Below are 26,282 nucleotides of genomic sequence, written 5' to 3'. Positions count from 1 at the left end.
CGGTGCTGGTCAGGCGAAGGGAGCCGACCACGGGGCGCCGGTCATGACGTCCACAGCGGTCGCGTAGTCGGCGGCGTAGCGGTGCAGCTGCTCGGCGGACAGCGCCTGAGTGCCGCTGTCGGCGATCAGCAGTGACCGGTCCGAGCCCGGGTCCTGGACGAGCGCCACGTTGAGCGGAAAGTGGTTCGGCTCGCGGCGCACGGTCGGTTCCACGCCCAGGCGCGGGTCGATGATCGCGGCGTCCGTTGTGGACAGTGTGCCGAGCGCGTGGAACCGGTTGAACGTGAAGCTGCACTCCAGTGCGGGACCGGCCAGGTGCCGGACGATCTCGCTGTGCGGCGTGCGCCGGTGGGGAAGCAGTTCGGTCTCCTGCCGGTGGAGGTCCCGCACCAGGGTGGGCCAGTCGGGTGCCGGAACGGCCCGGAGGGGGACGGTGTTGAGGAACACGCCCTTGGCATCGGTGCCGGTGTCGTCTTCCGGCCGTCCGTTGACCGTCAGCCCGGTGACGATTTCCCGGTCGCCGGTGAGCTTGGCCAGCGCCACGACGTGGGCCGCCAGCGCGGCGCTCTTGACCCCTACGCCGTGCTCGGCCGCGAACCGCCGGAGCCGGGCGCCCAAGGCTTCGGGCAGCTCCCGCTCCAGCACTCCGGAGTCGGCCGCGCGCACATCGCCGCTGCCGGTGCGGGGCAACGTGGTCGGCCGGACCCCGGCGAGCCGATCGGCCCAGAACCGCTTCGAGGCAGCCGATTCCGCCGTCGCCCGCTCCAGCGCGACGTAGTCGCGAAACGAGGTGACGGGCTCGGGTGCCGGCCGGGGCCGGGGATCGTCGCGCAGTTCGGCGTGCCGGCGCAGGAGCTCGGCCAGCAGCGAGGTGAAGCTCCAGCCGTCGAGGATGGCGTGGTGTTCGACGAGGGTGAACTGGTAGGTGCCGGCGGCGAGCCGCTGGATGAACACCCGCAGCATCGGCGCGCGAGTCACGTCGAACGGCTTGGCCCACTCCCGGTTCGCCAGTTCTACGACGCGCTCGTGCTGGTTGGAGGAGTCCAAGCCGCGCAGGTCTTCCACGGTGAGGTCGACGGTGGCCGTCCGGTGCACGAGCTGCATCGGCACGCCGGCGGACACCAGGTCGAACGACGTGCGCAGCACCGGGTGCCGGATGGTGACTTCGGCGAGTGCGAGGCTCATCGCGTCCTCGTCGAAGGCGCCGGACATCCGGTAGCTGTTCAAGTTCTGGTACGGGCTGCGGCCCGGTTCCAGCTCCATGTGGTAGACCATCGCCAGCTGCATGGACGTCATCGGGTAGGCGTCGACCACGTCCGGCGGCAGGTGCGGCCGGTCGCCGGCGGGGACCAGGTCGAACGCCGCGCTCGGGACCGCGTCCCCGGCAGAGCCGACCGGGCGGGCCGCCGCGGCCAGATCGGCCAGCACCGGGCTGGCGAACAAGGCCGTCAGGCTCAGGTCGAACCCGTGGGTGCGCATCCGGCCCGCGACGTCCACACTGCGGATCGAGTCGCCGCCGAGCTCGAAGAAGTTGTCGGTGCGGCCGACCCGGTCCACCCGCAGCACCTCCTGCCACACCCTCGCCAGCAACCGTTCCCGCTCCGTGCGTGGTGGCTCGTGGCGACCCCGGTCCCCGGGTGCCTGGGCGGCCGCGGGCAGAGCCGATTGGTCGAGCTTGCCGTTGGCGGTCAAGGGCAGGTCCGGCAGCGGGGTGATCACCGCGGGTACGAGGTGCGCGGGAAGCCGGGACACGAGGTGGGCCCGCAGCTCGGCCGCGGAGGTGTTCCCGCCACCGGTCGCGGCGTAGGCGACGAGGTACTGGTGCGTGCCGCCTGGTTCGGTCCGGGGCAGCACCGTGCACCCGGACACCGCCGGGTGTTCGGCGAGCACGTGTTCGATCTCGCCGGGCTCGATCCGGAACCCGCGGATCTTGACCTGGTGGTCCGACCGGCCCCGGTACTCGAGAGAGCCGTCGGGCCGCCAGCGGGCGAGGTCGCCCGAGCGGTACCAGCGCGAACCGTCACCGGCGACCGGGCTGGTGACGAAACGCCGGGCGGTCAGCCCGGGATTGCCCACGTATCCGTTGGCGACGCCCGCGCCGCCGACGAACATCTCCCCGACGATCCCGATCGGCGCCGGCTTTCCGGCGGGGGTGAGGACCGCGACCGACAGGTGAGGCAGCGGCCGGCCGATCACGCTGGTGGTGAAGTCCGCCGGGCCGGCGATGTCGTGCCGGGTCACGTGCACGGTGGTCTCGGTGATGCCGTACATGTTGCACAGCAGGGCCTTCGGCGCGTCCACGTGCCGGAACCAGCCGGCGACGTGGTGCGGTCGCAGTGCCTCCCCGCCGAGCACGACCAGCCGCAGGTCCGGCAGTGTTCGCGGCCGCTCGGCCAGCGCCGCGGTGAGCTGCCCCAGTGCCGACGGGGTCTGGCTGAGCACGGTGACCCGCTCGTCCGCCAGCAGCCGGGCGAACTCTTCCGGCGTGCGGCTGACCGCGAACGGCACCAGCACCGCGCGGGCTCCGTGCAGCAGCGCGCCCCATAGCTCCCAGACCGAGAAGTCGAAGGCGTAGGAGTGGAACACGGTCCAGACGTCGTCGGCGGCGAACCCGTACTCCGGCGAAGTCGCGTCGAAAAGGGAGACCACGTTGTGGTGGGTCACCTCCACGCCTTTGGGGCGGCCCGTGGAGCCGGAGGTGTAGATGACGTAGGCCGGGTCGTCCGCCGAGACGGCGATACCTGGGTTGTCCGCCGGTTCCGATCTCGCGGCGTGGACGTCTTCGTCGGACAGGGTCAGCCGGACTCCGGCGTCGGTGAAGACGAGGTCCGCTCGTTCGGCTGGGTCCACGGGGTTCACCGGAACGTAGGCAGCACCGGCCTTCAGCACACCGAGGACGGCTTCGACCTGGGCCGCGGACGGTTCGAGGCGCAGTCCCACCCGATCACCGGGTTCGACGCCGAGCGCGCGCAGCCGATGCGCGACCCGGTTGGCTCCGGCATCGAGCTGCGCGTAGGTCCGTGACTCGCCGTCGACCGAAACGGCGACCCGGCCGGGGTGCTGTGCCGCTGCCTGTTCGAACCGGGTGTGCAGCGCGACCGCCGCGCGGGCCGGCGCGGGGGCGACGGGGCCGACGATCGCGCGGTCGGCGGGAGTGAGCAGGTCGAGGGCGGTGATCGGCTGCCGCGCGTCCTGCGTGACAGCGTCGAGCAGCAGCAGCCACCGGTGCACGGCACGGTCGACCGTGGCTTCGTCGAACAGGGCCGTGTCGTATTCGACTTCCAGCCCGAACCCGGTGCCCCGGTCGGACACCGACCAGATGAGGTCGAACTTGGCCGTCCCGGTGTCCAGCGACAGCCGCGTGCCCCGCACCGGTCCGAGGGTGACCTCCCGGTGTGCGGAACGCTCGTCGTGCATTCCGAACACCACCTGCGCCAGCGGCGAGTGGTCCGCCGGGCGGTCGGCGAGCACGGCATCCACAATGGACTCGAAGGGCACTTCCTGGTGGTCGAGGTCGTCGAGCACGGCGAGGTTGACCCGGCGAAGCAGGTCACGGAACGCCGGGTCGCCCCCGGCGTCGAGGCGCAGCGGCAGCATGGTGACGAAGTAGCCGATCAGGTCTTCCCACTCGAAGCGGTCCCGGCCTGCGGCCGGACTGCCGATCACGAGGTCCTCTTGCCCGGTGTCGAGCCGCAACAGGGCGGCGAAGGCGGCGAGCAGGACCACGTACGGCGTGGTGCTTTCGGCGGCCGCCAACGCACGCACGCGCGCCGCGACCGGGTCCGGCAGGTCCGCGGACACGGTGGCGCCGGTGAACTTCCGCACCGTCGGGCGAGGCCGGTCGGTGGGCAGTTCCAGGACAGTCGGCGCCCCGGCGAGCCGTTCGCGCCACCGATCCAGTTTCTTCGCGGCCTCCGGTGCGCGGCCGAGGTCCTGCTGGTGCCGGGCGAAGTCGAGGTACTGCACCATCGGCGGCCGCGGGAGCGGTCCGGTCCCGGTCGCCGCGGCGGCGTAGTGCTCGCTCAGCTCACGTTCGAACACCGCGGTCGACAGCTCGTCGAAGACGATGTGGTGGAACACCACCAGCAGAGTCGTTTCCCCGGCCTCCGAGCGCACCAGCGCGGCGCGCAGCAGCGGGCCGTGTTCGAGGTCGAAGCCCCGCCGCGCCAGCTCGGCCAGCCGGGCGGCCGCCGCGGCCGCGGGATCGCGGGCGGAGCGGAGGTCGTGCTCTTCGATGGGCACGGGCATCGTCGGGTGGACCACCTGGCGAGGCTCGCCCAGCGCACCGGAGAACGTGGTCCGGAGAGCTTCGTGCCGCCGCACCACGGCGTCGAGGCTGCGCTGCAGCAACGGGGTGTCGAGTGGCCCGCGCAGCCGCAGGGCCCACGGGATGTTGTAGGTCGCCGTACCCGGGGAGAAGCGGTCGAGGAACCAGAGTGCTCGCTGGCCCGGGGCCAGCGGTCCCGTGGTGGCGCCGGCCTTCGTCACGGGAATCCAGGTGCCGGTCATCTCAGCCCACCTCCGTGCTGATCTCGGCGACCGCGCGTACCCATTCGGCTTCGTCCATCGCCGGCAGGGCACGGATCGCGCTCGCTCGCGCGTCGATCTTCGAGTCCGGACCGGCTTGCTCCCGCAGCCGGCCGGCCTGCCCGCTGATCGTCCTGGACTCGAAGTAGGTTCGGATGGGGAGCTCGGTGCGCAGGGCGAACGTGATCCGCGCCCGGGCCCGCAGGGTGTTCAGCGAGTGGGCGCCGGAAGCGAACAGATCCTGGTCGTGGCTCAGCTCGGGCAGCTCCAGCACGAGCGACCAGATTCTGGCGAGGACGTCCTCCACGGCGTGATCGCCTTCCGTGGCGGGCGTCGCCACGATCGGGGCGGGGGTGAGGGCGGCGCGCAGTGCCGTGCGGTCGATCTTGCCGTTGGCGGTCAACGGCAGAGCCGGCAGCAGCGACCACCCGGTGGGCACCATGTGTTCGGGGAGGATGCTGCGCACGTGGGTGACCAGTTCCCCCTCGGCCGGGGCCGGGCCCGGGGCGAGCACCACGTGGGCGTGCACCCGGTGGTCCTGCACCGTCGCGGCCGCCCGCGCGACCCGGGGATGGCGCTCGAGCACCACCTCGATCTCGCCCAGCTCGACGCGCTGACCCCGGATCTTGACCTGGTCGTCGTACCGTCCGACGAACTCCAGTTCGCCGTCGTCGCGGTGCCGGACGATGTCACCGGTGCGGTACAGGCGTTCGCCCGTGTCGGAGAACGGGTCGGGCACGAACCTGTCGGCCGTGAGGGCGGGCCGGCCGAGGTACCCCAGCGCCAGGCCGGCGCCGCCGATGTGCAGCTCGCCTTCGTCGCCGGCCGCGACCGGACGTCCGTCGGCGTCCAGCACGTGAAGCCGGACGTTGTCGATGGGCCGTCCGATCGGTGTCGCGCGCGCGTCGGCGGGCAGGGGATGGCATTCCCAGGAACTGACGTCGATCGCCGACTCGGTGGGGCCGTAGAGGTTGTGCAGCTCTCCGGGAACCCGGGAGAGGAACTCGTTGACCAGCGCCGGCGGCAGTGCCTCACCACTGCAGATCGTGCGGCGCAGCGACCGGCACCCGTGGACGTCCTCCTGGTCGAGGAAGGCCGCCAGCATGGACGGTACGAAGTGGACGGTCGTGACTTCGTGCTCCCGGATGACGTCGCGCAGGTAGGCGGGGTCGCGATGCCCGCCGGGGCGGGCCAGCACCAGCTTCGCCCCGGTGAGCAGCGGCCAGAAGAACTCCCAGACCGAGACGTCGAAACCGGCCGAGGTCTTCTGCAGCACCACGTCGTCGGCGCCGAGCCGGAAGCGGCGTTGCATCCAGTTCAACCGGTTGCAGATCGCGCGGTGCTGGGTGACCACGGCCTTCGGCCGCCCGGTGGATCCGGAGGTGAAGATCACGTAGGCCGGGTCGAGCGGCCCGGCCGCGGCGGGGAGCTCCCCGCCGGGTCCACCGCGAGGTGCGTCGTCCAGCGGCAGCGCGGAGACGCCGGGGGGAACCAGCCCGGCGAGCGCTTTCTGGCACAGGACGACCGGGGCGTCGACGTCGGTGACCATCACGCTGATCCGGTCCGGCGGGTACTCGGGGTCCAGGGGCAGGTAGGCGGCACCCGCCTTGAGCACCGCCAGCAGCGCCACGACCAGCTCCGGAGAGCGTTCCGCGAGCACGCCGACAACCGTCCCGGGGGTCACTCCCGCCGCACGCAGCCGTCGCGCCAGCTCGTCCGTCGCCGAATCCAGAGCGCCTCGGGTCAGGACCCGGTCCCCGGCCACGACGGCGACGGTCTCGGGTTCGCGGCGCAGGGCCGCGCGCACCAGTTCGTGCAGTGTGGTGGCGCGGGGGAAGTCCGCCGCCGTGTCGTTCCACCGGGCCGTTCCGGCGTCGGGAGGCGGGGCAGTCATGGAGTTCCTCCTCTGGTCCGTGCCCGGCGCGTCGTCCCCGGTGGCGGTGACGCGGCCCAGCAGTGACGTCCAGTCCTCGACCACGGCCCGGGCGGTCGCCCGGTCGAAGAGGCCGGAGCTGAACTCGACGACCCCGTCCAGTTCGTCGCCGTGGTCGGTCACCTGCCAGCCGAGGTCGAACTTCGCGGTTCCGGTGGGCACGAGCTCGCGGATCCCGGTCACCGGTCCGAGCCGGATGTCGCGGTGTTCGTGGGTGTGCATCTCGAAGGCGACCCGCACCAGTGGTTCGCGATGGCCCTCTTGGCTGTGCACAGCGCGTTCGACGACGTCGAACGGCACGTCCTGGTGACCGAAGTCCGGCAAGACGGTGGTGCGGACCCTGTGCAGCAGCTCCCGGAAGCCGAGGTGCCCGCCGAGGTCGAACCTCAGCGCGATCAGGTTCACGAAGTAGCCGACGAGACCCTCGAAGCCGGCCGGGCGGCCGCTGACGGGAGTGCCGAGGACGATGTCGTCCTGCCGGGCGCGCTCGCCCAGCACCACGGCACAGGCCGTGGCCAGGACCAGGAAGGGGGTGACTCCCTCGGCGCGAGCCAGCGCGCGGATCCGCCGGGTGGTCTCGGTGTCGAGGCCGAAGGTGACGGTGTCGCCTCGGTAACCCTGGTCTTCCGGTCGAGGAAGGCCGTGGACCGGCGCCAGACCGGCCAGCCGTCGTCGCCAGTAGGCGACATCGTCGTGGAAAACGTCGGTTTCCGCTCGGTTCGCCCGGAGTTCGACGAAGTCCTGGTACTGCCGGCGGAGCGGGGAGAGCGGGGTTCTGCCGCCCGCGGTGTAGATCTCCGCCAGCTCGGCCTCGAACACCGCGAGCGACAGCTCGTCCCAGACGATGTGGTGGACGACGACCATCAGGTCGGACTCCTCCTCACCACGGCGTAGGAGGACGGTACGCATCAGCGGGCCCCGGGCCAGGTCGAACGGCGTCCGGGCGGACCGCCGGATGATCGCGGCGGCGTCCTCGGGACCGGCGTCGCGCAGGTCGTGCAGCTCCAGCGGCACCCACAGGTCAGGCAGGTCCACCCGGCGCGGTTCGCCCCAGGGGCCGGGGAACGCCGAGCGGAGGGGCGCGTGCCTGCGAACCAGCGCGTTGAGGGACCGTTCCAGCAGCCCGGGATCCACCGGCCCGTGCAGGTGGAAGCACCACGGCACGTTGTAGACGGGACTGTCCGGAGCCCAGCTGTTCAAGAACCACAACGATTCCTGGCCACTCGACAGCGCCTGCTCGTGGTCCACGGCTCGTGTTTCGGGCACCGCGGCCGCGGCAGACGGGCCGACCAGGTCGAGTTCCGTCGCGAGGTCCGCGAGCGTCGGCGCGGAGAAGACGGCTTGGGCGGGAACGTCGGCGCCGTACTCTTCGGTCAGGCGCGCGATGGTGGTCAGCGCACGGAGTGAATCGCCACCCAGCGCGAAGAAGTTGTCGCCGGGGCCCACGCGGTCAACGGCGAGGACCTCGCGCCAGACCGTGGCGAGCCGGGCTTCCGTCGAGGTCAGCGGCCTCGGCGTGGCCGGCTGCGGCTCGTCGGCGGGCTCCGGCAGCGCGCGGCGGTCGAGCTTCCCGTCCGCGGTGAGCGGGAGCGCGTCCAGAAGGTGGACTCGGGGAACCTGCGGTGGAGGCAGTGCCTTTTCCATGTGTGCCAGGAGTTCCGCGGCGTCGCAGTCCGGCGCCACGACGTAGGCGACGAGTACGGTGCCGCCGCCCGGCGCAGGGCGGCCGAGCACAGCGCACGACCGCACGGCGGGATGCCGCTCCAGGACCTGCGCGGTTCGTGCGGGTTCGACCCGGAAACCGCGGATCTTGACCTGGTCGTCGATCCGTCCCACGAAGTCCAGGTTTCCGGAGGGGGAGCGGCGGACGAGGTCACCCGTGCGGTACATCCGTGCGTGGTCGTCGTCGGCGAAGGGGTCCGGCACGAACGCCGCGTCCGTCGCTTCGGAATCGCCGTGGTAGCCGTCGGCCAGCAGCGGGCCGCCGACGCACAGTTCACCCGGCTCGCCATCGGGTACCGGGTCCAGGTGCTCGTCCACCACGTACAGGAACCGTTCGCCGCAGGCCGAGCCGATCGGGACGTCGGTCACGTCCGGGGAAAACGCTTCCGGCACGCGGTAGGTCGTCGCCGTGATCGCGCATTCGGTGGGGCCGTAGGCGTTGACGAGCGGAACGTGCGGCAGCTTTTCCCGCCAGGCCCGCACCGAACCGGGGGACATCCGTTCGCTGCCCGAGATCATCAAGCGAAGCCCGGAGCACGCGGCGACGTCTTCGGGGCGCAGCGCGAGCGCAAAAGCGTTCCAGTACCCGGCAGGCAGGTTCGCCACGGTGACCCGGTGGCGGGCCAGCAGCGCCGCGAGCTCGGCGAACCTCGGGGGTGCCGCGCTCCGTGCGACGATCGTCGCACCGACGCTCAGCGGGAGAAGAGCCTGCTCGATCGAAACGTCCACGTGCGGCGCGGCAAACCACAGGACCCGGTCACCGGGCACCACACCGAACGTTTCCCGTATCGACGAGAGGTGTGCGGCCAGTACGGTTCGGGAGACCTGCACGCCTTTCGGTAAGCCGGTCGTCCCCGAGGTGGGCACGGTGTAGGCGATTTTTTCCGCACCTGGTGGACGGGGTGCGCGATCCGCCGTTTCGGACAATTCGTCCAGGCAAAGGAGGCCGCTTTCCTCTTCGCGGACGATCAGCCGGGCTCCCATCGCCCGGCAGATGCCGGCATTGACGCTCGCCGGCGCCAGCGGATCCACCGGAACGTAGTTGACCTCCCTTTTCAGGCATGCGAGCAGGGCGATCAAGGCGTTGACGCGTGCACGGCAGGAAACCGCTACGGCCTCGCCGTGGTGAACCTGGTGGCGTTCCAGCTCGCGGACGAGTTTTCTGCATCTTTCGTCGAGTTCGCCATAACTGAGAGAGCGATCCTCGTGGATGACGGCTGTCGAGTTCGGTGGATGGCCGGACAGCAACGTGTTCAAGTTCACGGGCATGCCGAAAGGATCCCCCTGTGAATGCGGAGTCGGCCCGGTTGTCGGATGTCGGAGACGGGACGAATCGGGCGCGTATCGGTAAAGGGTGCTCAACTGACTGAGATTGCTTGACGATCCGTTGGTTTACCTGGATTCCACGTTCCATTCTTGCGGGAACGATGGTTGCTGACGGCGCGGGGCCTACCCGCAAGCGGTTTTTGATGATCACGCTTCATCCGATGCTACCCACGACCTGATCGACGTGCTACTCGGCCTGGGCACATCACCCGATTAGACCCCCGCTGTTCGCGCGTCTCCGAGTCCGCCGTATGCACTACCCGGAGTGGGACTGGTCAGTGCTGGCGAAAAGGCGATCGAACAGGGCGTGGAAAGCAAGGACGGCGACATTTATCCTCGTTGTTGCTGGTCACGGTGATATGCGGGTACGTCGTCCGCGCGGTGGTCGAAGCGCCGCCGGAGCCGGGTGGCACCCGGTGCGGCAGCAACTCGGGGAGGGGGCCTTTCGGGTGACGGTCATGAAACCAAGTTGTCGAATGAGCCTCTTGAAATAGTCGAATGTGCGTTTGTGGCAGAGACTGCGCTCGTTAGGGCGTGGACGAGGCCCGGCAGCCGAATATGCGGCCATGGGTGCTCCGAACGGGCCGCGACGCCACCCGCCGGCGTCGATCGTCGTCCGGGGATGAGGCCTCCTCGGCCGACGCCGAGAGCGGATCCCGGTCGTGCGGGCCGTTCGCCCAAATGCACAACACCGTGTCCCGAAGGCGGCGAACTCCCGGCCGGCCTGACTGCGGCCGATGGCGCGAGGTGGGTCGCTATCGCCCTGCGGGGCGCCTTGGGATCGGAGCGCCGTGGCGTCGGCGATCCGGTCGTAGGCGATGCCGGCGAGACCGGTTCGCGGGCGGCGAGCTCGCGGTAGGCGGCGTGTCGTTCCCGATTCGGGTCGCGGGTGATGACTGCGCTTGGTGCGCGTGGTGGTGACCGGCTCGGCGTCGTCCGGTGCCGCGCGGCAGGGCAGCGAGCCGGTGCTGACGCGGCGGATGTCCGGCTCTGCCGGCTGCCCGGGGTGCGACCGGGGACGACGACGTCGACCGGCAGCGGGATGGCGTCGGTGAAGCGCGCCTCCCCGCCCGCGAACGGCACCTGACCATTCATCAGGGACACATCCAGGGGTGAACGAGGCCGGCCAGGCAGCGCGGAACTCCGGCGGACCCGGGGCGTCACCGAAGTTCGGCTGCGGCCGACCGGGCCCGGCATCCGACGGTGTTCGCCCAGGCCGTCCGTGGGTGACCGGACGCGCTGGTCCGGGATTGCCGTCGCCGGCCAAGGGTGTCCTGGCCGCACTCCATCGTTCTCTAACGCACCTTGTCGTTGCCTTAAGAGGGTGCTAGCCTGATTAAAGCAACAAAGCGTTGCTTTACTGGTGAGTCAACGGAGTAAGGGGTGGACATGCGGATCCTGATCAGTGGGGCAGGAGCGGCCGGGCTGAGTGCGGGCATCGATCTCGCGCGGGCCGGGCACACAGTGGAGATCGTCGAACGGGCCGACCACCTGCGCGTCAACGGCTCGCCGATCGACGTTCGCGGCGAGGCCATCGAGACCGCGCGCAGGATGGGCATCCTCGACGCGGTACTCGAGCACCGGATCACGATGACCGAGCAGACGACGTTCGTCGACCGCTCCGGCGCGGCCGTGGCCTCCCTGGTGATGGCGGAGATCAACGAGAGCCCCGACGACATCGAGATCCCCCGTGAGGACCTCATGGCCGTTCTGCGGCAGGCCTTGCCCGAGCAGGTCGACCTGCGCTTCGAAGAGTCGATCGCGGTGCTCGCCGACGAGGGGAGCCGAGTGGTGGTCACCTTCGCCTCCGGCCGCGAGGCCGCTTACGACCTCGTCGTCGGCGCCGACGGGGCGCACTCGGCGGTGCGCCGGCTGGTGTTCGGCCCGGAGAAGGACTTCGCCGAGCACCTCGGGGTGTACGTCGCGATCGGGGACGCGCCCGGCCAGGCGGCTTCCGGCGACCGCGTGACGGAGGTCCTCAACCTGCCGGGGTGCTTCGCCGGTGTGGCCCGCTACCGCGATAAGGCGTTGGGGATCTTCGAGTTCCGGTCCGAGCCGATCGACTACGACCACCACGACCTGGGCGCGCAGAAGCGAGTCCTGGCCGAGGCCTTCGCCGGGATCGAGGACTGGAAGGTTCCCGAGCTGGTCGCGACGGCCCAGGACGACCCGAACCTCTACTTCGACGTGCTCGTCCAGATCCTGATGCCGAGCTGGCACCGGGGACGGGTCGTGCTGATCGGGGACGCTGCGCACTGCGCGACGCCGATGGCCGGGCGCGGCACCTCGCTGGCCCTGCTCGGGGCGTGGACGCTCACCGAGGAGCTCGGTCGCCACGGTGATGACCTCGAGGCGGCGTTCAACGCCTACGAGCAGCGCCAGCGCCCCCACGCGGCGGCGGCCCAGGAGTTCGCGCGCGGCGGCGCCGACCTCATGGTTCCTGCCACTTGGGAGGCCATCGAGGCGCGCAACGCCCGGCTGCGCTCAGTGCAGCCGCTGTAGGGTGTCGTCCGTGGCCGACGACGGACCCGAGCGAGAACCCGCCCGCCGGCCGGGTGGGCGGACCGCCCGGCTGCGCCGGCAGATGCTCGAGGCCGCCGTCGAACTGGTCGCGCGGGACGGAATCCGAGGCCTGCGCTACGAGGACGTCGCCGAGCAGGCCGGGGTCAACAAGACCAGCGTCTATCGCAACTGGCCCGACCGTACGGCCCTGGTCGCCGACGCGCTGACCGCCTTCAGCGCCGATGCGGCGCCCCTGCACGACTCCGGTGACATCGAAGCCGACCTCGTCGACTTTCTCGAAGCCCTCGCCGCCTCCCTGGTGAGTCCGCACGGACGGGCCCTGCTGAACGTGATGAGTTCGGCCAGGGAGGACCCCCAGCTGCAGACTGTCGTCGACGAGGTCTTCGCCCGGCGCCAAGCGACGCTGCGCCGGCGGGTGGAAACGGCGATCCGAGCCGGCGAGCTGCCACCGGTCGATTCGTATTTCCTCCTCGAGATGCTCAGCGGTCCCGTCCACCTGTTCCTCGGGCGCGGCGCCCGTGTGTTCACCCGAGCCGACGCGCGGCGAGTCACCGCGATCGTGCTCGCCGGGGTGCGTGCCACCGGTGGCTACGCCGGGCCGGAGCAGGCGCGAATGGTCCGTGGCGCCGAAGCAGGCACCTCGCACGCCACCGGACAGCACGCCGCCTCTTCCGGCGACGCCGCGCGGTGACCGCATCTTCCGAGAGCTCGACCGGATCGCTGCCCAGTCCTGGCTACCGATTCGCCCTCGCGTGCTGCTCCGCCCATGCAGGTGATTTCGCGCGACTGAGGGATCGAGTCCGAGCCGGAATGGCTTTGCGCGCGCCACTGTGGTCGCGGGAGTGAATGGCCCTCCGGGTTGGTGGGGTGCGGTCGATGGCGCCGCCATGGCGGCAATGACGAGGCCCGGGCCTCCGGTTGTGTCGAGCACCGGAGCAGGTCCGGCGGCGCCCTCGTTCGGTCATCGGGACATCGCCGCAAGTGCCGGGGGCAGACCGAGCCAGGCCCGCGCCCGCGCCATGGTGGGGACCACGGTCAGTTTCCGGTCCAGGCCCAGCGCCTGCACCGGGCGCAGCACGGCCCGTTGGCGGGTCACCAGGACGAACCCGCCGCGGGCCAGCAGGTCGTCGCGGTGCGCGTGGCTGTCATGGGCGGCGTCGAGCAGGCCCATGCTGCTGGCCGCGCAGAACGTCACCGCCTGCAGGTCGGCGATCAGGGGCAGGTCGGGGTCGGTGGTGGCCAGTTCGACTTCCAGCTGCGGGTCGGTGTGCAGGTCGAGCGCGCCGGCGGCGACCACGACGCTGACGTCGGGGTGCTCGCAGGTGGTGCAGCAGAGGGTGGTGGGTTCGGTCATGCGGATCGTCCGCCTAACGGTTGCGGGACGCCGAACGGGTGTTCCGGCGTCGCAAGCTCAGCTCGGTTCCGGCTCGAGCGGGTCCGAGGTCAGAGCCGCGGTGGTCGTGGTCAGAGCCGCGGCCAAGGAGGTCGTGATCGTGAGGTAGCGGTTCATGCCCAGCAGCGTCAGCGGGCGCAGCACGGCATCGACGTCGGTGGCCACCACCAGGGGCAGCCCGGCCTCGGTCAGCCGGACCGCCGTGGCCGCCAGCTGCCCGAGGATGCACGACGCGCAGAACGTCACGGCGGTCATGTCCACGATCACCGGCCGTCTTCGCGTCTCGGCCTGGGTGAGGGTGGCGCCCAGCAGCGGCTCCGCGGCCAAGTCCAGCTCGCCGGACGCTTCGACCACCACCACGTCGCCGCGGTCGGCAGTCTCGATGGTGAACAGCGCACGCGAGGACGCGTCGTCGACGGCCATGGTGCTCCAGCCCGTGATGCGGTGGCCCCTGGCACCGTCAGGCCGGTCGCGTGCGAGGCGACCGCCGGAGTCCGGTGCCGACGGGGGTGAAGCGACGGGGCTGGGTGCTCAACGACGTCGCACGACGAGACTACCCGGAGGCACCGACAGCTCTTGCAAAGCGGGCTCGACCTTCACCCCGCTGTGACGGATCCGTCACAGTGAGAAGGCTGCCCGTGACGGCCGGCTTGCGCGCCCGGATGCCGTACCGCCGTCCGTGGTTGGCCACCCGCCGCACGGGGCATAAGTCCAGTGGACTGTGTTGCCCTGGGGGAGTCGGGGCGCCGAACCGGAATGGATCGTTGATGACGGCTGACCGTGCCCAACACACCGAAAAGCAGGTCGAGGTCAGAATCCTCGACGTGGCCGACGACCTGGCCGAACTGGCCCGGGTCCGCGGCTGGGCGCGCACCGCCCTCGCGGACATCCCCGCGCGGGAGCTCACCGACATGATCATGGTGCTGGACGAGCTGGTGTCCAACGCCCTGCGCCACGGCACCCCGCCGCGGCGGGTCCGGCTCAAACGCCGGCCGGGGTGGCTGCGCATCGAGGTCGACGACTCCTGCGTGGACGGAGCGTGCCCCCGTCCGCCGGCCGAGGACGGCGGCCGCGGGCTGACGCTGATCGAGTCGTGCGCGATGGTGTGGGGCCAGGCTCAGCACGAAAACGGCAAAACGGTCTGGGCTGAGCTGACCTCGGTCGATCACCCACAGGGCGCGGTGCTGGAGTAGCTCCGCGCGCACCGAGGGGTCCACGGACTTCCGTGGCCGGTCTCCGATGCCGGCGAAAGACAGGCCGGCACGACCAGCGACGACCACTGCACGAGCGCGGCGTACGTCCCCGACACCGCGGCGGGGGATCAGCGGCATGCGGCCGGCCGAGGAGGCCGCCGACCGGTGGGGTCAGTGCGTGACCGTCGCCGGCAAGACGGTGCGTGACGGAGTTCCAGCCGTTGCCCACGACTGCTCAGGACGAGACGGCAGTGGCGAGGTGGGCGAGTGACTCCTGGAGCTGCTCTTCGGTCACCAGCGGGAACGACACCTTCTGCAGGATGTTCTTGTCGGTGACCTTGCTCCAGTCGTAGGTCAGCGCGACGACGGTGGATTCGGGTCCTTCGGGGGTGAGCTCCCACAGCCATTCCCACCCGGGCGGCTCGGTGCCGGCCGGACCTGTTCGCCAGGCCAGCACCTTGTTGACGTGGTAGCCGGTGACGTGGTTGTCGGTCTGGTAGTCGCCGCCCATGTGCTCGCCGGTCATGTTCATGGTGAAGGTCTGCCCGGCCGCGGTGATCCGCTGCGGGTGGTCGGCCGACCGCACGAAACCCGACCCGTCGATGTCGGCGTGCCGGTCGGGACGGGTGAGCAGGTCGAAGATGTCGTGGGCTGCCGCGTCGACGGTGCGCTCGACCGTGATCCGCTTGTCGCTGGTTGTCATGGGTGCATTCTGACCCGGATATCCCGGGAGGACGACTCGAGCAGCTCGGGACTTCGGGCCGCACCGCATTCCCCGCGGCGCGGCCCGGGCCGAGATCGGCGCCTCGCGGGCGGGTCCCTGGTGTCGACGACGCACTCGGGTTCGGCGGCCGCTCAGCTCGCGTCGGATGGCGGTCCGAGCACAACGGGGAAGGTTCGCGGCGCGTGGACGTGCACGCTGCGGCGGAACGTCAGTTCGTCCTCGGGTGCGGCGGCGCGAAGTTCCGGGAAACGGCCGAACAACGCCGTGAGAGCGACCTCCGCTTCCAGCCGCACCAGCGCCGCGCCGAGGCAGCGGTGGATGCCGTGCCCGAACGCGACGTGGCCGGCGGGTTCGCGATCCGGGTCGAGGGCGGCCGCGTCGGCGAACCGGCCGGGGTCGCGGTTGGCGGCCCCCGTGGAGAGGGTGACCGAGGCGCCTCGGGGGATCGGGACGCCGCCGATCTCGAGGTCCTCGGTGGCGAACCGCAGCGACGCGTTGAGGGCGGGGGAGACCCAGCGCAGCAGCTCCTCGACCAGCTCCGCCGCGGCACCCGGCTTCAGCCGCCGCCGCGCCGCCGGGTCGGCCAGCAGGGCCCGCACGCTGTTGGTGACGAACACCGCCGTCGTCTCGTGGCCGGCCATCAGCAGCAGCATCGCCATCGCGACGATCTCGAGGTCGGACAGGCGTTCGCCGCCGTCGGACGCCTCGATGAGCCCGGACAGCAAAGCGTCGTCCGGCTCCTTGCGGCGCAGTGCCACGAGCCCGCCCAGGTAGTCCGCCAGCTGGTTCGAGGCGCGGACCAGCTCGGGTTCGGGGCACTCGTCGATCAGCACCGTCGACCAGTGGGCGAAGTCCTCGCGGTCCAGTTCCGGCACGCCGATCAGCGCGCAGATCACCTCCATCGGCAGGGGAATCGCGTAGCCGGCCACGAGGTCCACCGGTTCGCCGGTGGGCAGGCCGGAAAGCAGGTCCTTGGCGATGGCCTCGACGCGGGGGCGCAGTTCGGCCACCCGGCGCACGGTGAACGCCTGGGTGACCAGGCTGCGCAGCCGCGTGTGGTCGGGCGGGTCGAGCGAGGTGAGCATGTGCGACATGGGCGCGGGCAGTCCCGGTGGGGCGGTCGCGCGTTCTTCGGCGGGCAGCGCGGCGCGGTAGTCCTTCGCCAGCCGCGGGTCGGCGAGCCCGGCCCGCACGTCGGCGTACCGCGTGACGAGCCAGGTCGGCCCGGTCTCGAAGGTCACCTCGCGCACGGGGGTGTGCTCGCGGGCGTAGGCCAGCGCGCGGTGCGGGTCCTGCCAGTACAACGTCATGAAGTCCCGGTCGTCCACGGCGTCAGTCCTTGACCGCGGTCGCGCTCATGCCGGCGACCCGGTGGTGCGGCCAGCGGGCGCCGTCGCCCTTGGGCTCGTCGCCGAGCACCGTCACCCGCCGGCCGACCCGGCGTGCCGAGTAGTCGTTGACGGCGTGGTGCTGGGTGGCGCGGTTGTCCCAGACGGCGACCGCTCCCTCGGTCCACCGGAACCGGCACACCCGTTGCGGGCTCTCGGAAACGGCGAACAGGGTGGCCAGCACCGCCGCGCTCTCTTCGGCGGTCAGCTGCGGGATGCGCTTGGTGAACATCCGGTTGACGTAGAGGGATCGCCTGCCGGTTTCCGGGTGCACGCGGACCACGGGGTGCTCGGCCTCGCTGCGGAACGACCCGTATTCGAACACGTGCAGCGCGGTGAGCCCGTCGGCCAGTTCCCGGAGCGGTTCGGACAACGCCTCGTAGGCCAGGTACTGGTTGCTCCACATCGTGTCGCCACCGACTTCCGGCGACCGCACGATCTGCAGGATCGAGGCGATCGGCGGGGAAGCCGCGTAGGTGACGTCGGTGTGCCACACGTCCGCCTTGGCGCCCTGGTCGGAGTCGAGAACGACGATTTCTTCGTGCTCGGCCAGCTTGGGCAGGAACTGGTGCACTTCGAGCGGCCCGAAGCGGCTGCCGAAGGCCTTGTGATCGGCGGGGGTGAGCCCGGCTTCGTCGCGGAAGAACAGCACCAGGTGCTCGAGCAGCAGCTGGTGGATCCGGTCGAACAGGGCGTCGTCGACGTCGGCGAGCGCAACCCCGCGGATCTCGGCGCCCAGCGCCCCGGTGAGGGGGCGAACGTCAAGAGAAATCATTTTCCACTCATTCCTGAAAGCCGTTCCGCATCACGCGGAACGGATCGTCGAATATCCCCGGAAACTTGTCCGAGCCGGTTTTTCGTGCCATCTTCAGAAGGTCATCGAATCCCTCTCCGGGACATTCCCGAAAGGACCACCGTGACCAGTGAGACCACCGGCACCGCCGCCCTCGCCGCTCTCGTCGACCTCGCCACGCCGTTCGCGGTGCGGTCCGCGGTCGCGTTGAAGCTGCCCGAGCTGGTGCGGGACGGGTGCACCACGACAGCGGCGCTGGCGCGGGCGTCCGGCACCGATCCGGACGCGCTGGCCCGCCTGCTGCGTCACCTCGTGGCGGTCGGGCTGTTCGCCGAGCCCGCACCGGGCGAGCACGAGCTGACCCCGGTGTCCCGGGCCCTGCTGGACGAGCAGAACGCGCTGCTGCGGTCGTGGCTCGACGCCGACGGTCCCGGCCTGAAGATGGATCTGGCCTACAGCGGGATGCTGCACGCCGTCCGCACCGGCGCCTCGGCCTACGGTGCGGTGCACGGCCGGGACTTCTGGGCGGACTACCGCGACGACGAAGAGCTGCGGTCGTTCTTCGGCGCGACGATGGCCGGGTTCGCCTGGCAGACCGGTCCCGAGGTCGCCGCCCGCCACGACTGGAGCGCCGTGCCGAGCGTGCTCGACGTGGGCGGCGGCACCGGCGCGCTGCTGGCGGCCGTGCTGACCGCGCACCCCCACCTGAGCGGCGCGGTGCTGGACCTGCCCGAGGTCCGGCCGGAGGCCGAGGAGTTCCTCGCCCGGCTGGGCGACCGGGCGAAGTTCGCCGGCGGCAGCTTCTTCGACCCACTGCCCACCGGATACCACGTGCTGATGGTTTCCCGCGTGCTGACCGACTGGCCCGACGCGGACGCCACCCGGATCCTGAGCCGCTGCGCGGAGGCGGTTCCGGAGGACGGCCGGGTGCTCGTGGTGGAGGTGCTCGCCGGCGCGGAGCACGCCAAGAACAACTCGTCGTTCGACCTGCAGTCGCTGACCCTGCTCGGCGGCCGGGAACGGCGGCCGGAGGACTTCGACGCGCTCGCCACCGCTGCCGGTCTGAAACCGTGTGGGCGGATCGAGGGGGCGAACGGCCTGGTGATCCTGGAGTACGCCCGCGGGTGAGTCCCCCGGTGCGTTTTCCCTGACGCCTCGGGGAAAACGCACCGGGCCGGACCGGTCCGGACTCATCGGGCCGGCTCCCCGGAGACCGCCCGGTTCACCCAGGCGGGGAGCCGGGCCGCCCGCGGGTCGGGCAGCAGTTCGATCTGGTGCAGCCGGTCCAGCGGGGTGAGCCGGCGCACCCCGAGCCCCGACATCGTGTGCATGACTTCGTGCCGGAGACGGTCGTTGCGGCCGGTGCCGGCCAGCGCCCGGCGGCCGACCCAGGACCGGGTCGTGATCATCCGCGCGGCGTTGTGACTCGTCCGCGCGATGTGGGCCAGGTTGGCCCGGCGCGCTTCGTCGTAGCGGCGCAACGCGTGGTCGAGGACGTCGGCGGCCAGTGTGCCGCCCTGGCGCACCATCGCGGCCAGCTCGTGGGCGTCCGCGATCGAGCTGTTCATGCCCTGCGCCGCCATCGGGTGCACCGAGTGCCCGCTCTCGCCGACCAGCGCGATCCCCGGCGCGACCAAGGTTTCCGCCGTCGACCGGGAGACCGGCAGCACCTGACGGCGCTCGAGCCCGGCGCGAAACGCCGCGGCCAGCGGCGCCAGGCCGGGACAGCCGTCGAGCACGCCGTCCGCCCACGTCCGCAGCCCGTCCGGGCCGATCCCGCGCAGCTCGTCGGGGCCGGCCTGGACGTAGAGCCGGACCCGGCGGCCGGGCAGGGGGTAGTGCAGCCGCAACCCGCCATCGGTGACGTAGGCCGAGAAGTCCGGTTCGAGCTCGGCGACGTCGTGCAGTTCGAACGCCGCCAAGCGATGCGGGTAGTCCTGCCGCCGCGCGCTCAGCCCGGCGGCGGTGCGCAGCCGAGAGGACATGCCGTCGGCCGCCACGACGAGCGTCGCGGGGATGTCCCCGTCCTCGCACCGGACGCCGGCCACCCGGCCGCCGGCCCGCAGCGGTTCGCGGACGTGCACGCCCCGGCGCACCTCGACGCTGTCCGGAAGCGCGTCGGTCAACGCGTCGAGGATCGCCTGGTAGTCGTGGGCCAGCAACCACGGCTGCGCGGCCGGAAGCCGGGCGTAGTCGAGCACCATGCGCGGTGAGCCGTCCGCGGCGCGGGCGACCAGGCGCGACAACCGCACCGCCCCGGCGGCTTCGAGCCGGTCGGTCACGCCCCAGTCGTGCAGGATCGCCAGTGAGCCCGGTTGCAGCACCTCACCTTTGGCCACGGGCGCGGGCGAGGGCTGTTTCTCCAGTACGAGGACTCGCTGCCCCAGCCGGCCCAGTGCGCAGGCGGCGGCGAGGCCCGCCACGCCGGCTCCGCAGACGACGGCGTCCGGCGCGCTCATCGGGCCACCGCCCGGTAGCGGCCCAGGGCCCGCAACGCCATACCGGTGGTGAACCCCGGGTTGGCGTAGCGGCTGACCCGCCGGACGTATTCGTGCACCGGTTCGGCGGGCCACCCGCCGCCGTCGGCGCGGGCGTCGAGCAGCCAGCGGACCCCGGCCGCCACCGCGGCCGGTTCCTCGCCCGCCGCCAGCAGGGACGACACCGCCCAGCCGGTCTCCTCGACGGTCCCGGGCGCGCCGTGCCCGTCACCCCACGAGCCGTCGTCGTTGCGCGTGCCGAGCAGCCACGACCGTGCGCGGGTGCCCGCTTCGCCGTCGGCGGCACCGCAGCGAGCGAAGGTTTCCAGCACCGCCGCGGTGCCCATCGTGTGCTCGCGGTACCACACCGACTCGTAGCTGCCGTCGGGCAGCTGCGCCCGGCCCAGCCACCGCACCGCGCGCCGGATCCGTTTGCCACGAACGGAAACTCCCGCGTCGAGCAGGGCGTCGACGGCCTGCGCCGTCGTCATCGGGCACGGGCCGCTGTTGGCGACCTTGGTGTTGCGCACGCAGAGTCCCCACGAACCACGGCTGTCCTGGCGATCCCCGAGCCAAGCCGCGCCGGTGCGGACGGCGTCGGTTTGGTCCTGCCCGGGCAGCTTCGCCAGGGCAGAGACGATTTCGCCGGTCTCCAGCACCGCGGGCCACCCCACCGCACCCGACCAGCCCCAGAACCCCGGTGGGCAGGCGAACGCGAGGAACGGCCGGTGCTGCTGGAGGCGCACGAACAGGTCCCGCGACACCGCCAGCCGTTCGTCGTCGCGATAGCCGGCCTCGATCAGGCCGCGGACCGCGTACATCGTCCAGGCCGCGTCCAGCGGGGTCGTCGCCCACGAGCCGTCGGGGTGCATGGTGCGGCGGAACCACCGCACCGCCGCGTCGACCATGTCCTGGCCGAGCCCGGCCCGCGCGAGGCCGATGCAGACCAGCCCGGTGACCCAGGCGTCCTCCGACCAGGAGCCGGCGGACCCCTCGTGTTCGAAAGCCTGCCGGATGCCCAGCAGCGCGTTCGGCTCCGCCCGGCGGGCCAGCGATCGCTGCAGCCGGGTCAGCGGCCGGTGCCGGACCTGCGCGAGCCCGAGCGCCGAGGCCATCGGCAGCCGCAGGTCGAACAGCCGCCGGTACAGGCCCGGCACCAGCGCGAGCTCCAGCGGGAACCGGCGCATCCGCTCCGGGGCGAGCCAGCCGGCGAAGCCGTAGAACTGGCGGCACCACAGCACGACTTCCGGGTGCGGGATCGCCTCCAGGCCGCCGTAGTCCGCCATCCACCGCCGCCCGGCCTCGACCACCGGTGCGTTGCCGGCCGGGTCGATCAGGTGCAGGGCCGCCGCCGACACCGCGGTCGGGCCCGGCTCACTCGGCAGGCCGGGCACCATCGCCCAGCCCCCGTCGTCGTTGCGGGTGCGGCGCAGCCGGTCGGCGCCCGTTTCGATCAGGTCCGCGGCGCCGCCCGGGTCGGCGAAGTGCAGCGCGGTGATCGCCCCCGCGGTCGCGAGGGTGGAGCGCAGGGTGCTCGCCCCGAAGTCGAACACCCCGTCCGCACGCTGGGCCCCGAACAGGTCCCGCGCCCCCGCCGAGATCGCGGTTTCCAGTTCCGCCACCGTGCCGGTGTGGACCGAGGTCATGGCCTGTCTCCCTTGTTCGGTGTGCCGTCCGGGAACTCGTGCCGGGACCGCATCCGGCTTTGCAGAGCGAGTGAGAAGACGAGCGCCGGCACCAGCACCGGCAAGGCGGTGCCGGCGCCGGCGGCCCCCGCGACCACCGCGGCGGTCAGCACCAGGCGTTCGGCGACCAGGAGCTCGTGCGAGCGGAGGGCTCGCCGGGCCGTGAGCGACACCGGCCGTGCCACCGAGAACGCGCAGCCGCCCAGCAGCGCGGCCACGACGACCAGCGCGAGCTGCGCGCCCGGCCGCGCGGCGACCAGGGCGCCGAGGCCGACCGCGGTGGTGCCCGCCAGCCACAACCCGCTCGCGAGCTTGACCGCGGTCGCGACGCCGTGCCGCACCGGCACCGAGTGGTAGCCGCCGGCCCGGTCGCCGTCGACGTCCCGCACGGTGCCGATCAGGTTGGACGCGGTGTCGTGCAGCAAAAATCCCGCGGCCACCGGCAGCAGCGCCATCGGCGGCCAGGGGACGGCGGTCATCGCGCCGATCACCAGCGCCAGCGCCGACAGCGCACCCCGGCTCAGGTTCCCGCTGAACCCCATCCCCTTGAAGACGGCGCTGTAGGCGACGACACCGCCCATCGCCAGCGCGAAGACCGGCAGGATGCGCCAGTTGAGCGCGACCGCGACCGCCAGCGACGCCGTCGCGCAGCCGATGCCCGCGGTCAGCGCCGCGGTGGGGGACAACCGCCCGGACGGGATCGGCCGCTGCGGCTTCGCGATCGCGTCCAGGTGCCGGTCGAAGTAGTCGCCGAGGTAGTGCCCGGAAATCCAGCCCAGCACCGGGGCGAGCACCGCGGCGGCGATCTCTGCGGGGTGCCGGCCCCCGGCGAGCAGCACGCCGGCGAGCCCGAGCAGGGCCGGGTAGCACGTCGTGTAGGGCCGCCACGTCTCCCAGTGCGCCTGCGCCCGTCCCCGTACCGTCCGCCCGGCGATCCCGGGGGCGCGTGCCTCAGTGGTCACGGTCGACGGCGAGCTCGGCGATGCCGGCCAGCCGGTCGGCGGCCTCGGCTCCCGGCAGCTCCCGCAGGCGCGCCATCGCGATGCCGGAGCGCTCCCGCGCGAGGTGGCGAGCGGTGTCGAGCGCGCCACTGCCGATCACCGCGAGCCGCAGCGACTCGAGTGCCTCGGCCGGGCTGAGCGAGCCGGAAAGCGCGGTCTCGACGGCCTTCCGGTGTTCCGGCCGGCCGTCGCGGTGCGCGATCAGCACCGGCCAGGTCGGCCGGAGGTTGGCGGCGTCGCTGGCATCGGGCTTGCCGGTCCGGCCGGAGTCCAGGTAGGGCAGCAGATCGTCGTACATCTGGAAGGCCACGCCGGTGTGCCGGCCGTAGTCACCGAGCAGGTCGACCTGCTCGGCCGAACCGCCGCCGAGCAGTGCGCCGGCCCGGCACGCGGCGCGGAACAACGCCCCCGTCTTCAACGCGGCGACGTCGAGGTAGTCCGCCAACCGGCTTCCCGGCCGATGCGGTCCCGGCGGTGTCATCGCCGACTCCAGCACCTGCCCACGGCACAGATCACCGCCCGAGCGAGCCAGCTCGTCGACGACCGCCACCACCACCTGCGCCGGTGCGCGGCATTCGGCGACCGCGGCGAACAGGTCGAACAGCAGGGCGTCCCCGGTGACGATGGCGTCCGCGACGCCGTAGCGCGCGTGCACCGAAGGGCGGCCGCGGCGCAGGTCGTCGCCGTCGATGATGTCGTCGTGCACCAACGAGGCCACGTGCAGGTGTTCGACCGCCACCGCCGCGGGCAGCGTGTTCTCGGCGGCGCCGCCGACCGCTTCCGCGGCCGTGACGAGCATCAACGGGCGCAGCAGCTTGCCCGGCACAGCCATGGCGTAGTGCGTCAGCTCGTCGAACCGGTCGCCGGCCCCGGAACGCCGCCGGACGAGGGCGCCGCGGATCACCTCGGACCGGTCGCCTGCCTCGAGCGCCTGGCTCATCGTGCCGGTCATCGCGCGGCCTCCGTGACGAGCGGGTGGGTGGTGAACGAGCGGGCCGCGGCGAGCACGGCGTCGTTGGCCTCGGGGAGCCCGGTGCTCACGCGGACACCACCGGCGACTTCCCGCACCGCCACCCCGTGTTCGGCCAGGTGCGTGATGAACTCCTGGTTGCGCGGCCCGAGCCGCACCCAGAGGTAGTTTCCCCCGCTGGGCGGGACGTCGAAGCCCAGTTCGTGCAGGCCCGCGCGGACCCGATCCCGTTCCGCGGCCACCTCCCGGCACTGCGCGCGCATCCGGTCACCGGCGTCGAGAGCGGCCAGCGCGGCGGCTTGCGCGACGGTGGGCACGCGGTGGAACGGCGCCGTCCGCCGCAGGGGCCCCACCACTTCTTCCGCCCCGACGAGGTAACCGACTCGCAGGCCGAGCAGACCGTGCGACTTGGAGAAGGTGCGAACCACGGTCAGACGCGGATCCGACAACGTTGTCGCGTCCCCGATCAGGACGGGATCGGCAAATTCGCGGTACGCCTCGTCGACCAGCACGAGCACGTGCGGCGGCAGCGCGGCGAGCAGGGATCGCAGCCACGGCAAGCCCAGGACCTCGCCGGTCGGGTTGTTCGGGTTGCACACCAGCACGACCCGGGTCCGCTCGTCGACGGCTCCGGCGAGGGCGGCGAAATCCTGCCGGTCGTCTTCAGCCGCGGGCACCGCGACCGGCTCCGCTCCCGCGTTGCGGATCAGCAGCGGGTAGAGGTCGAACGACGGCTCGGTGTGCACCACGGTCGAGCCCGGCGCGCAGTGCGCGGTCAGGAACTGCTGCAGCAGAGCCCCGGAACCCGCGCCGGCGACCACCCGGCCCGCCGGCGTGCCGAGGTCCTCGGCCAGTCGCCGTTCCAGCCCCGCGGCGAGTGCGTCACCGGTCAGGTTGATGGTGGCGAGTGAGCCGGCCAGCGCTTCCGGCACTCCCGGCAACAGGGGCCAATGATTCTCATTGAATGCCAATTGATGAATGATTCGAGTCAATTTACGAACCTTCCCGATCTGGGCGATCTCGACCTTACGATCGTTGCCGTTCCACGGTCAAGGCATCATGGGTGCAATTCTTGAACAACAATAATGTAATTCGTGCATCTGTCTTGTGAGCCGATTTTCTGCCGTTGTCAAGCGCGTGGGAGTGTTTTGCCCTCGTGGACAGCAGGCGCATCACAAAGAGTCATGGTTGGCCGCTGTCACCCTGTCGGCGGAACGGGCACGTCGGATTGTGCCATTCGGCAGAGTAGGCGTCGTCGAATGGCGGAAGACCTTGGTCGAATTCGCGTATACGGCGATTTTTCGGGACTGGTCGAGATTAATGCGATTCGTGGTCGACGGGTGGCGGGCGGAGCGGTGTTCGGCTAAGGTCGCGCGCCGCGACACCGGCCACGACGATGGAGCCCGGTTTCTCCTGTTGCCCGCATTTCCGAATTTCAGTTCCGAGATCCGGCGTCGGGGCGGTGGTCCGGTTGGGCGCCGGAGGCGAGTTCAGGGGAGCGCGGCCAGGAAGCCGGTGAGCGCGAGCAACCCCGTCACGCCGAAGTTGACGAGCCGATGCTCCATGAGGATGGCGGTGAACTCCCGGATGGTGGCGCTGGGCCAGTAGTAGAGGGCGGTCGGTGCGCCGACGACCTGTCCGTTCACCTTCGCCGTGCGGGCGAGGATCGCGGCGCGGAAGGCGTGGAAGTTGTTGGTGACGACCACGCACCGGTGCCCGGGCCGGTGCTGCCGCATGAGTTCACGGCTGAACGCGAGGTTCTGCGCCGTGGTCGCCGAGCGGTCTTCGCGGAGCACTTTGTCGGCGGGAACGCCGTGGGCGATGAGGTAGTCGGCCATGGCGTGGGATTCGGGCTGGTTTTCGTCCGGTCCCTGGCCGCCGGAGGCGACGACCACCGGGTCGCCGCCCCGGTCGCGCTCGTCCCGGTAGACGGCGATCGTCTTGTCGAGCCGGGCGGCCAGCAGCGGCGGGATCCTGCCGGTGATGATCCGGGAGCCGAGCACGATCACGAAGTCCACGCCGGGACGGACGCGCAGCCGGCTGTACAGGAAGGCGTAACCCAGGTAGCAGCAGAACAGGAAACTGACGTAGGACACCGCGGCCAATGCGGCGACGGCCACGGCGCCGATGGCCGGGTGCTGGGTGTACTGGGCGGTGACCAGCAGGACCACCAGTGCCAGCAGTCCCAGGCCGGCGAGGAAGGACAGGAGGTTGCCCAGGGACCGGCTCTCACGCCGGATCATGGTCACCCCGTTCGCGAGCAGGAAGACCGTCAGGACCAGCACCGTGATCAGCGGTGCCAGGAGGACGAAGAACACGACGACGCCGGCGGTTTCCGGGGGAAGCCGGTCGATGTCGTCGAGGAGCGCGATGACCAGGCCGGCGACGGCCAGGCCGAGCAGGACCGCGTTGCGGAACCGCCGACGGTCCTGGCGGATGCTGACCAGTGCCACGATCAGGAACAGGGCGGCCAGGGCGTAGAGAATGGCTGTCGCCTCCGGGGTCTCGGGTTCGGATCGCCAGCAGGATCATCGGGCCTCGGGAGTGAACGGCGCGGTTGTGACACTCGTCGGCGACGGCGATTCACCTGACCGGGCGGAGGGTTCTCCGCGCTGTACGCTCCACTG

General features: G+C 71.5%; 18 protein-coding genes. 5 read left to right on the top strand and 13 right to left on the bottom strand.

What is annotated here, in order from left to right; genetic code table 11:
- Window positions 1–9 precede the first annotated feature (9 nt).
- Window positions 10–4,509, bottom strand: a complete 4,500-nt coding sequence (locus tag ACZ63J_RS33090; RefSeq protein ID WP_465401310.1) for an amino acid adenylation domain-containing protein — start codon at window positions 4,507–4,509, stop codon at window positions 10–12.
- 1 nt (window position 4,510) lies between these two features.
- A complete protein-coding gene (locus tag ACZ63J_RS33085) occupies window positions 4,511–9,451 on the bottom strand; it encodes an amino acid adenylation domain-containing protein (RefSeq protein WP_465439717.1) in 4,941 nt (1,646 codons plus the stop codon).
- A 949-nt stretch (window positions 9,452–10,400) separates the two neighbouring features.
- On the opposite strand from ACZ63J_RS33085, the gene ACZ63J_RS33080 reads away from it, so the two are divergent.
- From ACZ63J_RS33080 to ACZ63J_RS33070, 3 genes are all read left to right on the top strand, one after another.
- Window positions 10,401–10,595, top strand: coding sequence for a hypothetical protein (locus ACZ63J_RS33080; RefSeq protein WP_465400470.1), 195 nt, complete (start codon window positions 10,401–10,403; stop codon window positions 10,593–10,595).
- Between the two features lie 302 nt (window positions 10,596–10,897).
- Complete coding sequence (locus ACZ63J_RS33075) at window positions 10,898–12,010, top strand: FAD-dependent monooxygenase (RefSeq protein ID WP_465400469.1); 1,113 nt, start codon at window positions 10,898–10,900, stop codon at window positions 12,008–12,010.
- A gap of 10 nt (window positions 12,011–12,020) precedes the next feature.
- Window positions 12,021–12,722: a TetR/AcrR family transcriptional regulator gene (locus ACZ63J_RS33070; protein ID WP_465400468.1), complete on the top strand. Its 702-nt coding sequence runs from the start codon at window positions 12,021–12,023 to the stop codon at window positions 12,720–12,722.
- 270 nt (window positions 12,723–12,992) lie between these two features.
- Here the strand turns inward: ACZ63J_RS33070 and ACZ63J_RS33065 are convergent, their stop codons facing one another.
- Together ACZ63J_RS33065 and ACZ63J_RS33060 are read right to left on the bottom strand one after the other, a co-directional pair.
- On the bottom strand, window positions 12,993–13,385 hold the full coding sequence (locus tag ACZ63J_RS33065) for an STAS domain-containing protein (RefSeq protein WP_465400467.1): 393 nt from the start codon (window positions 13,383–13,385) through the stop codon (window positions 12,993–12,995).
- Between the two features lie 57 nt (window positions 13,386–13,442).
- A complete protein-coding gene (locus ACZ63J_RS33060) occupies window positions 13,443–13,847 on the bottom strand; it encodes an STAS domain-containing protein (RefSeq protein ID WP_465400466.1) in 405 nt (134 codons plus the stop codon).
- A gap of 344 nt (window positions 13,848–14,191) precedes the next feature.
- Here ACZ63J_RS33060 and ACZ63J_RS33055 point away from each other — a divergent pair, with 344 nt between their 5' ends.
- Window positions 14,192–14,617, top strand: coding sequence for an ATP-binding protein (locus ACZ63J_RS33055; protein ID WP_465400465.1), 426 nt, complete (start codon window positions 14,192–14,194; stop codon window positions 14,615–14,617).
- 235 nt (window positions 14,618–14,852) lie between these two features.
- Here ACZ63J_RS33055 and ACZ63J_RS33050 read toward each other — a convergent pair whose 3' ends face one another.
- From ACZ63J_RS33050 to ACZ63J_RS33040, 3 genes are all read right to left on the bottom strand, one after another.
- A complete protein-coding gene (locus ACZ63J_RS33050; RefSeq protein WP_465400464.1) occupies window positions 14,853–15,320 on the bottom strand; it encodes an SRPBCC family protein in 468 nt (155 codons plus the stop codon).
- Window positions 15,321–15,472: 152 nt separating this feature from the next.
- The gene (locus ACZ63J_RS33045; protein WP_465400463.1) at window positions 15,473–16,669 is read right to left on the bottom strand and encodes a cytochrome P450 family protein; all 1,197 of its coding nucleotides are present in this window, start codon (window positions 16,667–16,669) and stop codon (window positions 15,473–15,475) included.
- 4 nt (window positions 16,670–16,673) lie between these two features.
- Window positions 16,674–17,504: a TauD/TfdA dioxygenase family protein gene (locus tag ACZ63J_RS33040; protein ID WP_465400462.1), complete on the bottom strand. Its 831-nt coding sequence runs from the start codon at window positions 17,502–17,504 to the stop codon at window positions 16,674–16,676.
- Window positions 17,505–17,645: 141 nt separating this feature from the next.
- Between ACZ63J_RS33040 and ACZ63J_RS33035 the strand changes: the two genes are divergently transcribed.
- Window positions 17,646–18,650 carry a methyltransferase gene (locus tag ACZ63J_RS33035; RefSeq protein ID WP_465400461.1) on the top strand — a complete coding sequence of 335 codons (1,005 nt, stop codon included), beginning with the start codon at window positions 17,646–17,648 and terminating at the stop codon, window positions 18,648–18,650.
- A 62-nt stretch (window positions 18,651–18,712) separates the two neighbouring features.
- Here the strand turns inward: ACZ63J_RS33035 and ACZ63J_RS33030 are convergent, their stop codons facing one another.
- From ACZ63J_RS33030 to ACZ63J_RS33005, 6 genes are all read right to left on the bottom strand, one after another.
- Entirely contained in the window at window positions 18,713–19,981 is a 1,269-nt protein-coding gene (locus tag ACZ63J_RS33030) for an FAD-dependent oxidoreductase (RefSeq protein ID WP_465400460.1), read from the bottom strand.
- Entirely contained in the window at window positions 19,978–21,645 is a 1,668-nt protein-coding gene (locus ACZ63J_RS33025) for a prenyltransferase/squalene oxidase repeat-containing protein (RefSeq protein WP_465400459.1), read from the bottom strand. The genes ACZ63J_RS33030 and ACZ63J_RS33025 overlap by 4 nt, the downstream gene beginning before the upstream one ends.
- Complete coding sequence (locus ACZ63J_RS33020; protein ID WP_465400458.1) at window positions 21,642–22,646, bottom strand: UbiA family prenyltransferase; 1,005 nt, start codon at window positions 22,644–22,646, stop codon at window positions 21,642–21,644. The genes ACZ63J_RS33025 and ACZ63J_RS33020 overlap by 4 nt, the downstream gene beginning before the upstream one ends.
- Entirely contained in the window at window positions 22,636–23,637 is a 1,002-nt protein-coding gene (locus ACZ63J_RS33015; protein ID WP_465400457.1) for a polyprenyl synthetase family protein, read from the bottom strand. Before ACZ63J_RS33015 ends, ACZ63J_RS33020 begins: the two co-directional genes overlap by 11 nt.
- Complete coding sequence (locus ACZ63J_RS33010) at window positions 23,634–24,626, bottom strand: aminotransferase class I/II-fold pyridoxal phosphate-dependent enzyme (protein ID WP_465400456.1); 993 nt, start codon at window positions 24,624–24,626, stop codon at window positions 23,634–23,636. Before ACZ63J_RS33010 ends, ACZ63J_RS33015 begins: the two co-directional genes overlap by 4 nt.
- A gap of 519 nt (window positions 24,627–25,145) precedes the next feature.
- Window positions 25,146–26,108 (bottom strand): YdcF family protein, encoded by a 963-nt coding sequence (locus ACZ63J_RS33005; RefSeq protein ID WP_465400455.1) that lies wholly within the window; start codon window positions 26,106–26,108, stop codon window positions 25,146–25,148.
- Window positions 26,109–26,282 lie beyond the last annotated feature (174 nt).

It is taken from the genome of Amycolatopsis sp. NPDC104863, from assembly GCF_055582965.1.
Note: the sequence above shows the minus strand (reverse complement) of the source record. Positions and strands in the feature narration are given on the sequence as shown.

What these genes read in the sequence shown, in the direction of transcription:
- ACZ63J_RS33030 (WP_465400460.1), bottom strand. Translation starts at nt 19,981, where the DNA reads ATGAGCGCGCCGGACGCCGTCGTCTGCGGAGCCGGCGTGGCGGGCCTC.
- ACZ63J_RS33060 (WP_465400466.1), bottom strand. Translation starts at nt 13,847, where the DNA reads ATGGCCGTCGACGACGCGTCCTCGCGTGCGCTGTTCACCATCGAGACT.
- ACZ63J_RS33025 (WP_465400459.1), bottom strand. Translation starts at nt 21,645, where the DNA reads ATGACCTCGGTCCACACCGGCACGGTGGCGGAACTGGAAACCGCGATC.
- ACZ63J_RS33080 (WP_465400470.1), top strand. Translation starts at nt 10,401, where the DNA reads ATGACTGCGCTTGGTGCGCGTGGTGGTGACCGGCTCGGCGTCGTCCGG.
- ACZ63J_RS33055 (WP_465400465.1), top strand. Translation starts at nt 14,192, where the DNA reads ATGACGGCTGACCGTGCCCAACACACCGAAAAGCAGGTCGAGGTCAGA.
- ACZ63J_RS33075 (WP_465400469.1), top strand. Translation starts at nt 10,898, where the DNA reads ATGCGGATCCTGATCAGTGGGGCAGGAGCGGCCGGGCTGAGTGCGGGC.
- ACZ63J_RS33090 (WP_465401310.1), bottom strand. Translation starts at nt 4,509, where the DNA reads ATGACCGGCACCTGGATTCCCGTGACGAAGGCCGGCGCCACCACGGGA.
- ACZ63J_RS33050 (WP_465400464.1), bottom strand. Translation starts at nt 15,320, where the DNA reads ATGACAACCAGCGACAAGCGGATCACGGTCGAGCGCACCGTCGACGCG.
- ACZ63J_RS33015 (WP_465400457.1), bottom strand. Translation starts at nt 23,637, where the DNA reads ATGACCGGCACGATGAGCCAGGCGCTCGAGGCAGGCGACCGGTCCGAG.
- ACZ63J_RS33040 (WP_465400462.1), bottom strand. Translation starts at nt 17,504, where the DNA reads ATGATTTCTCTTGACGTTCGCCCCCTCACCGGGGCGCTGGGCGCCGAG.
- ACZ63J_RS33065 (WP_465400467.1), bottom strand. Translation starts at nt 13,385, where the DNA reads ATGACCGAACCCACCACCCTCTGCTGCACCACCTGCGAGCACCCCGAC.
- ACZ63J_RS33085 (WP_465439717.1), bottom strand. Translation starts at nt 9,451, where the DNA reads ATGCCCGTGAACTTGAACACGTTGCTGTCCGGCCATCCACCGAACTCG.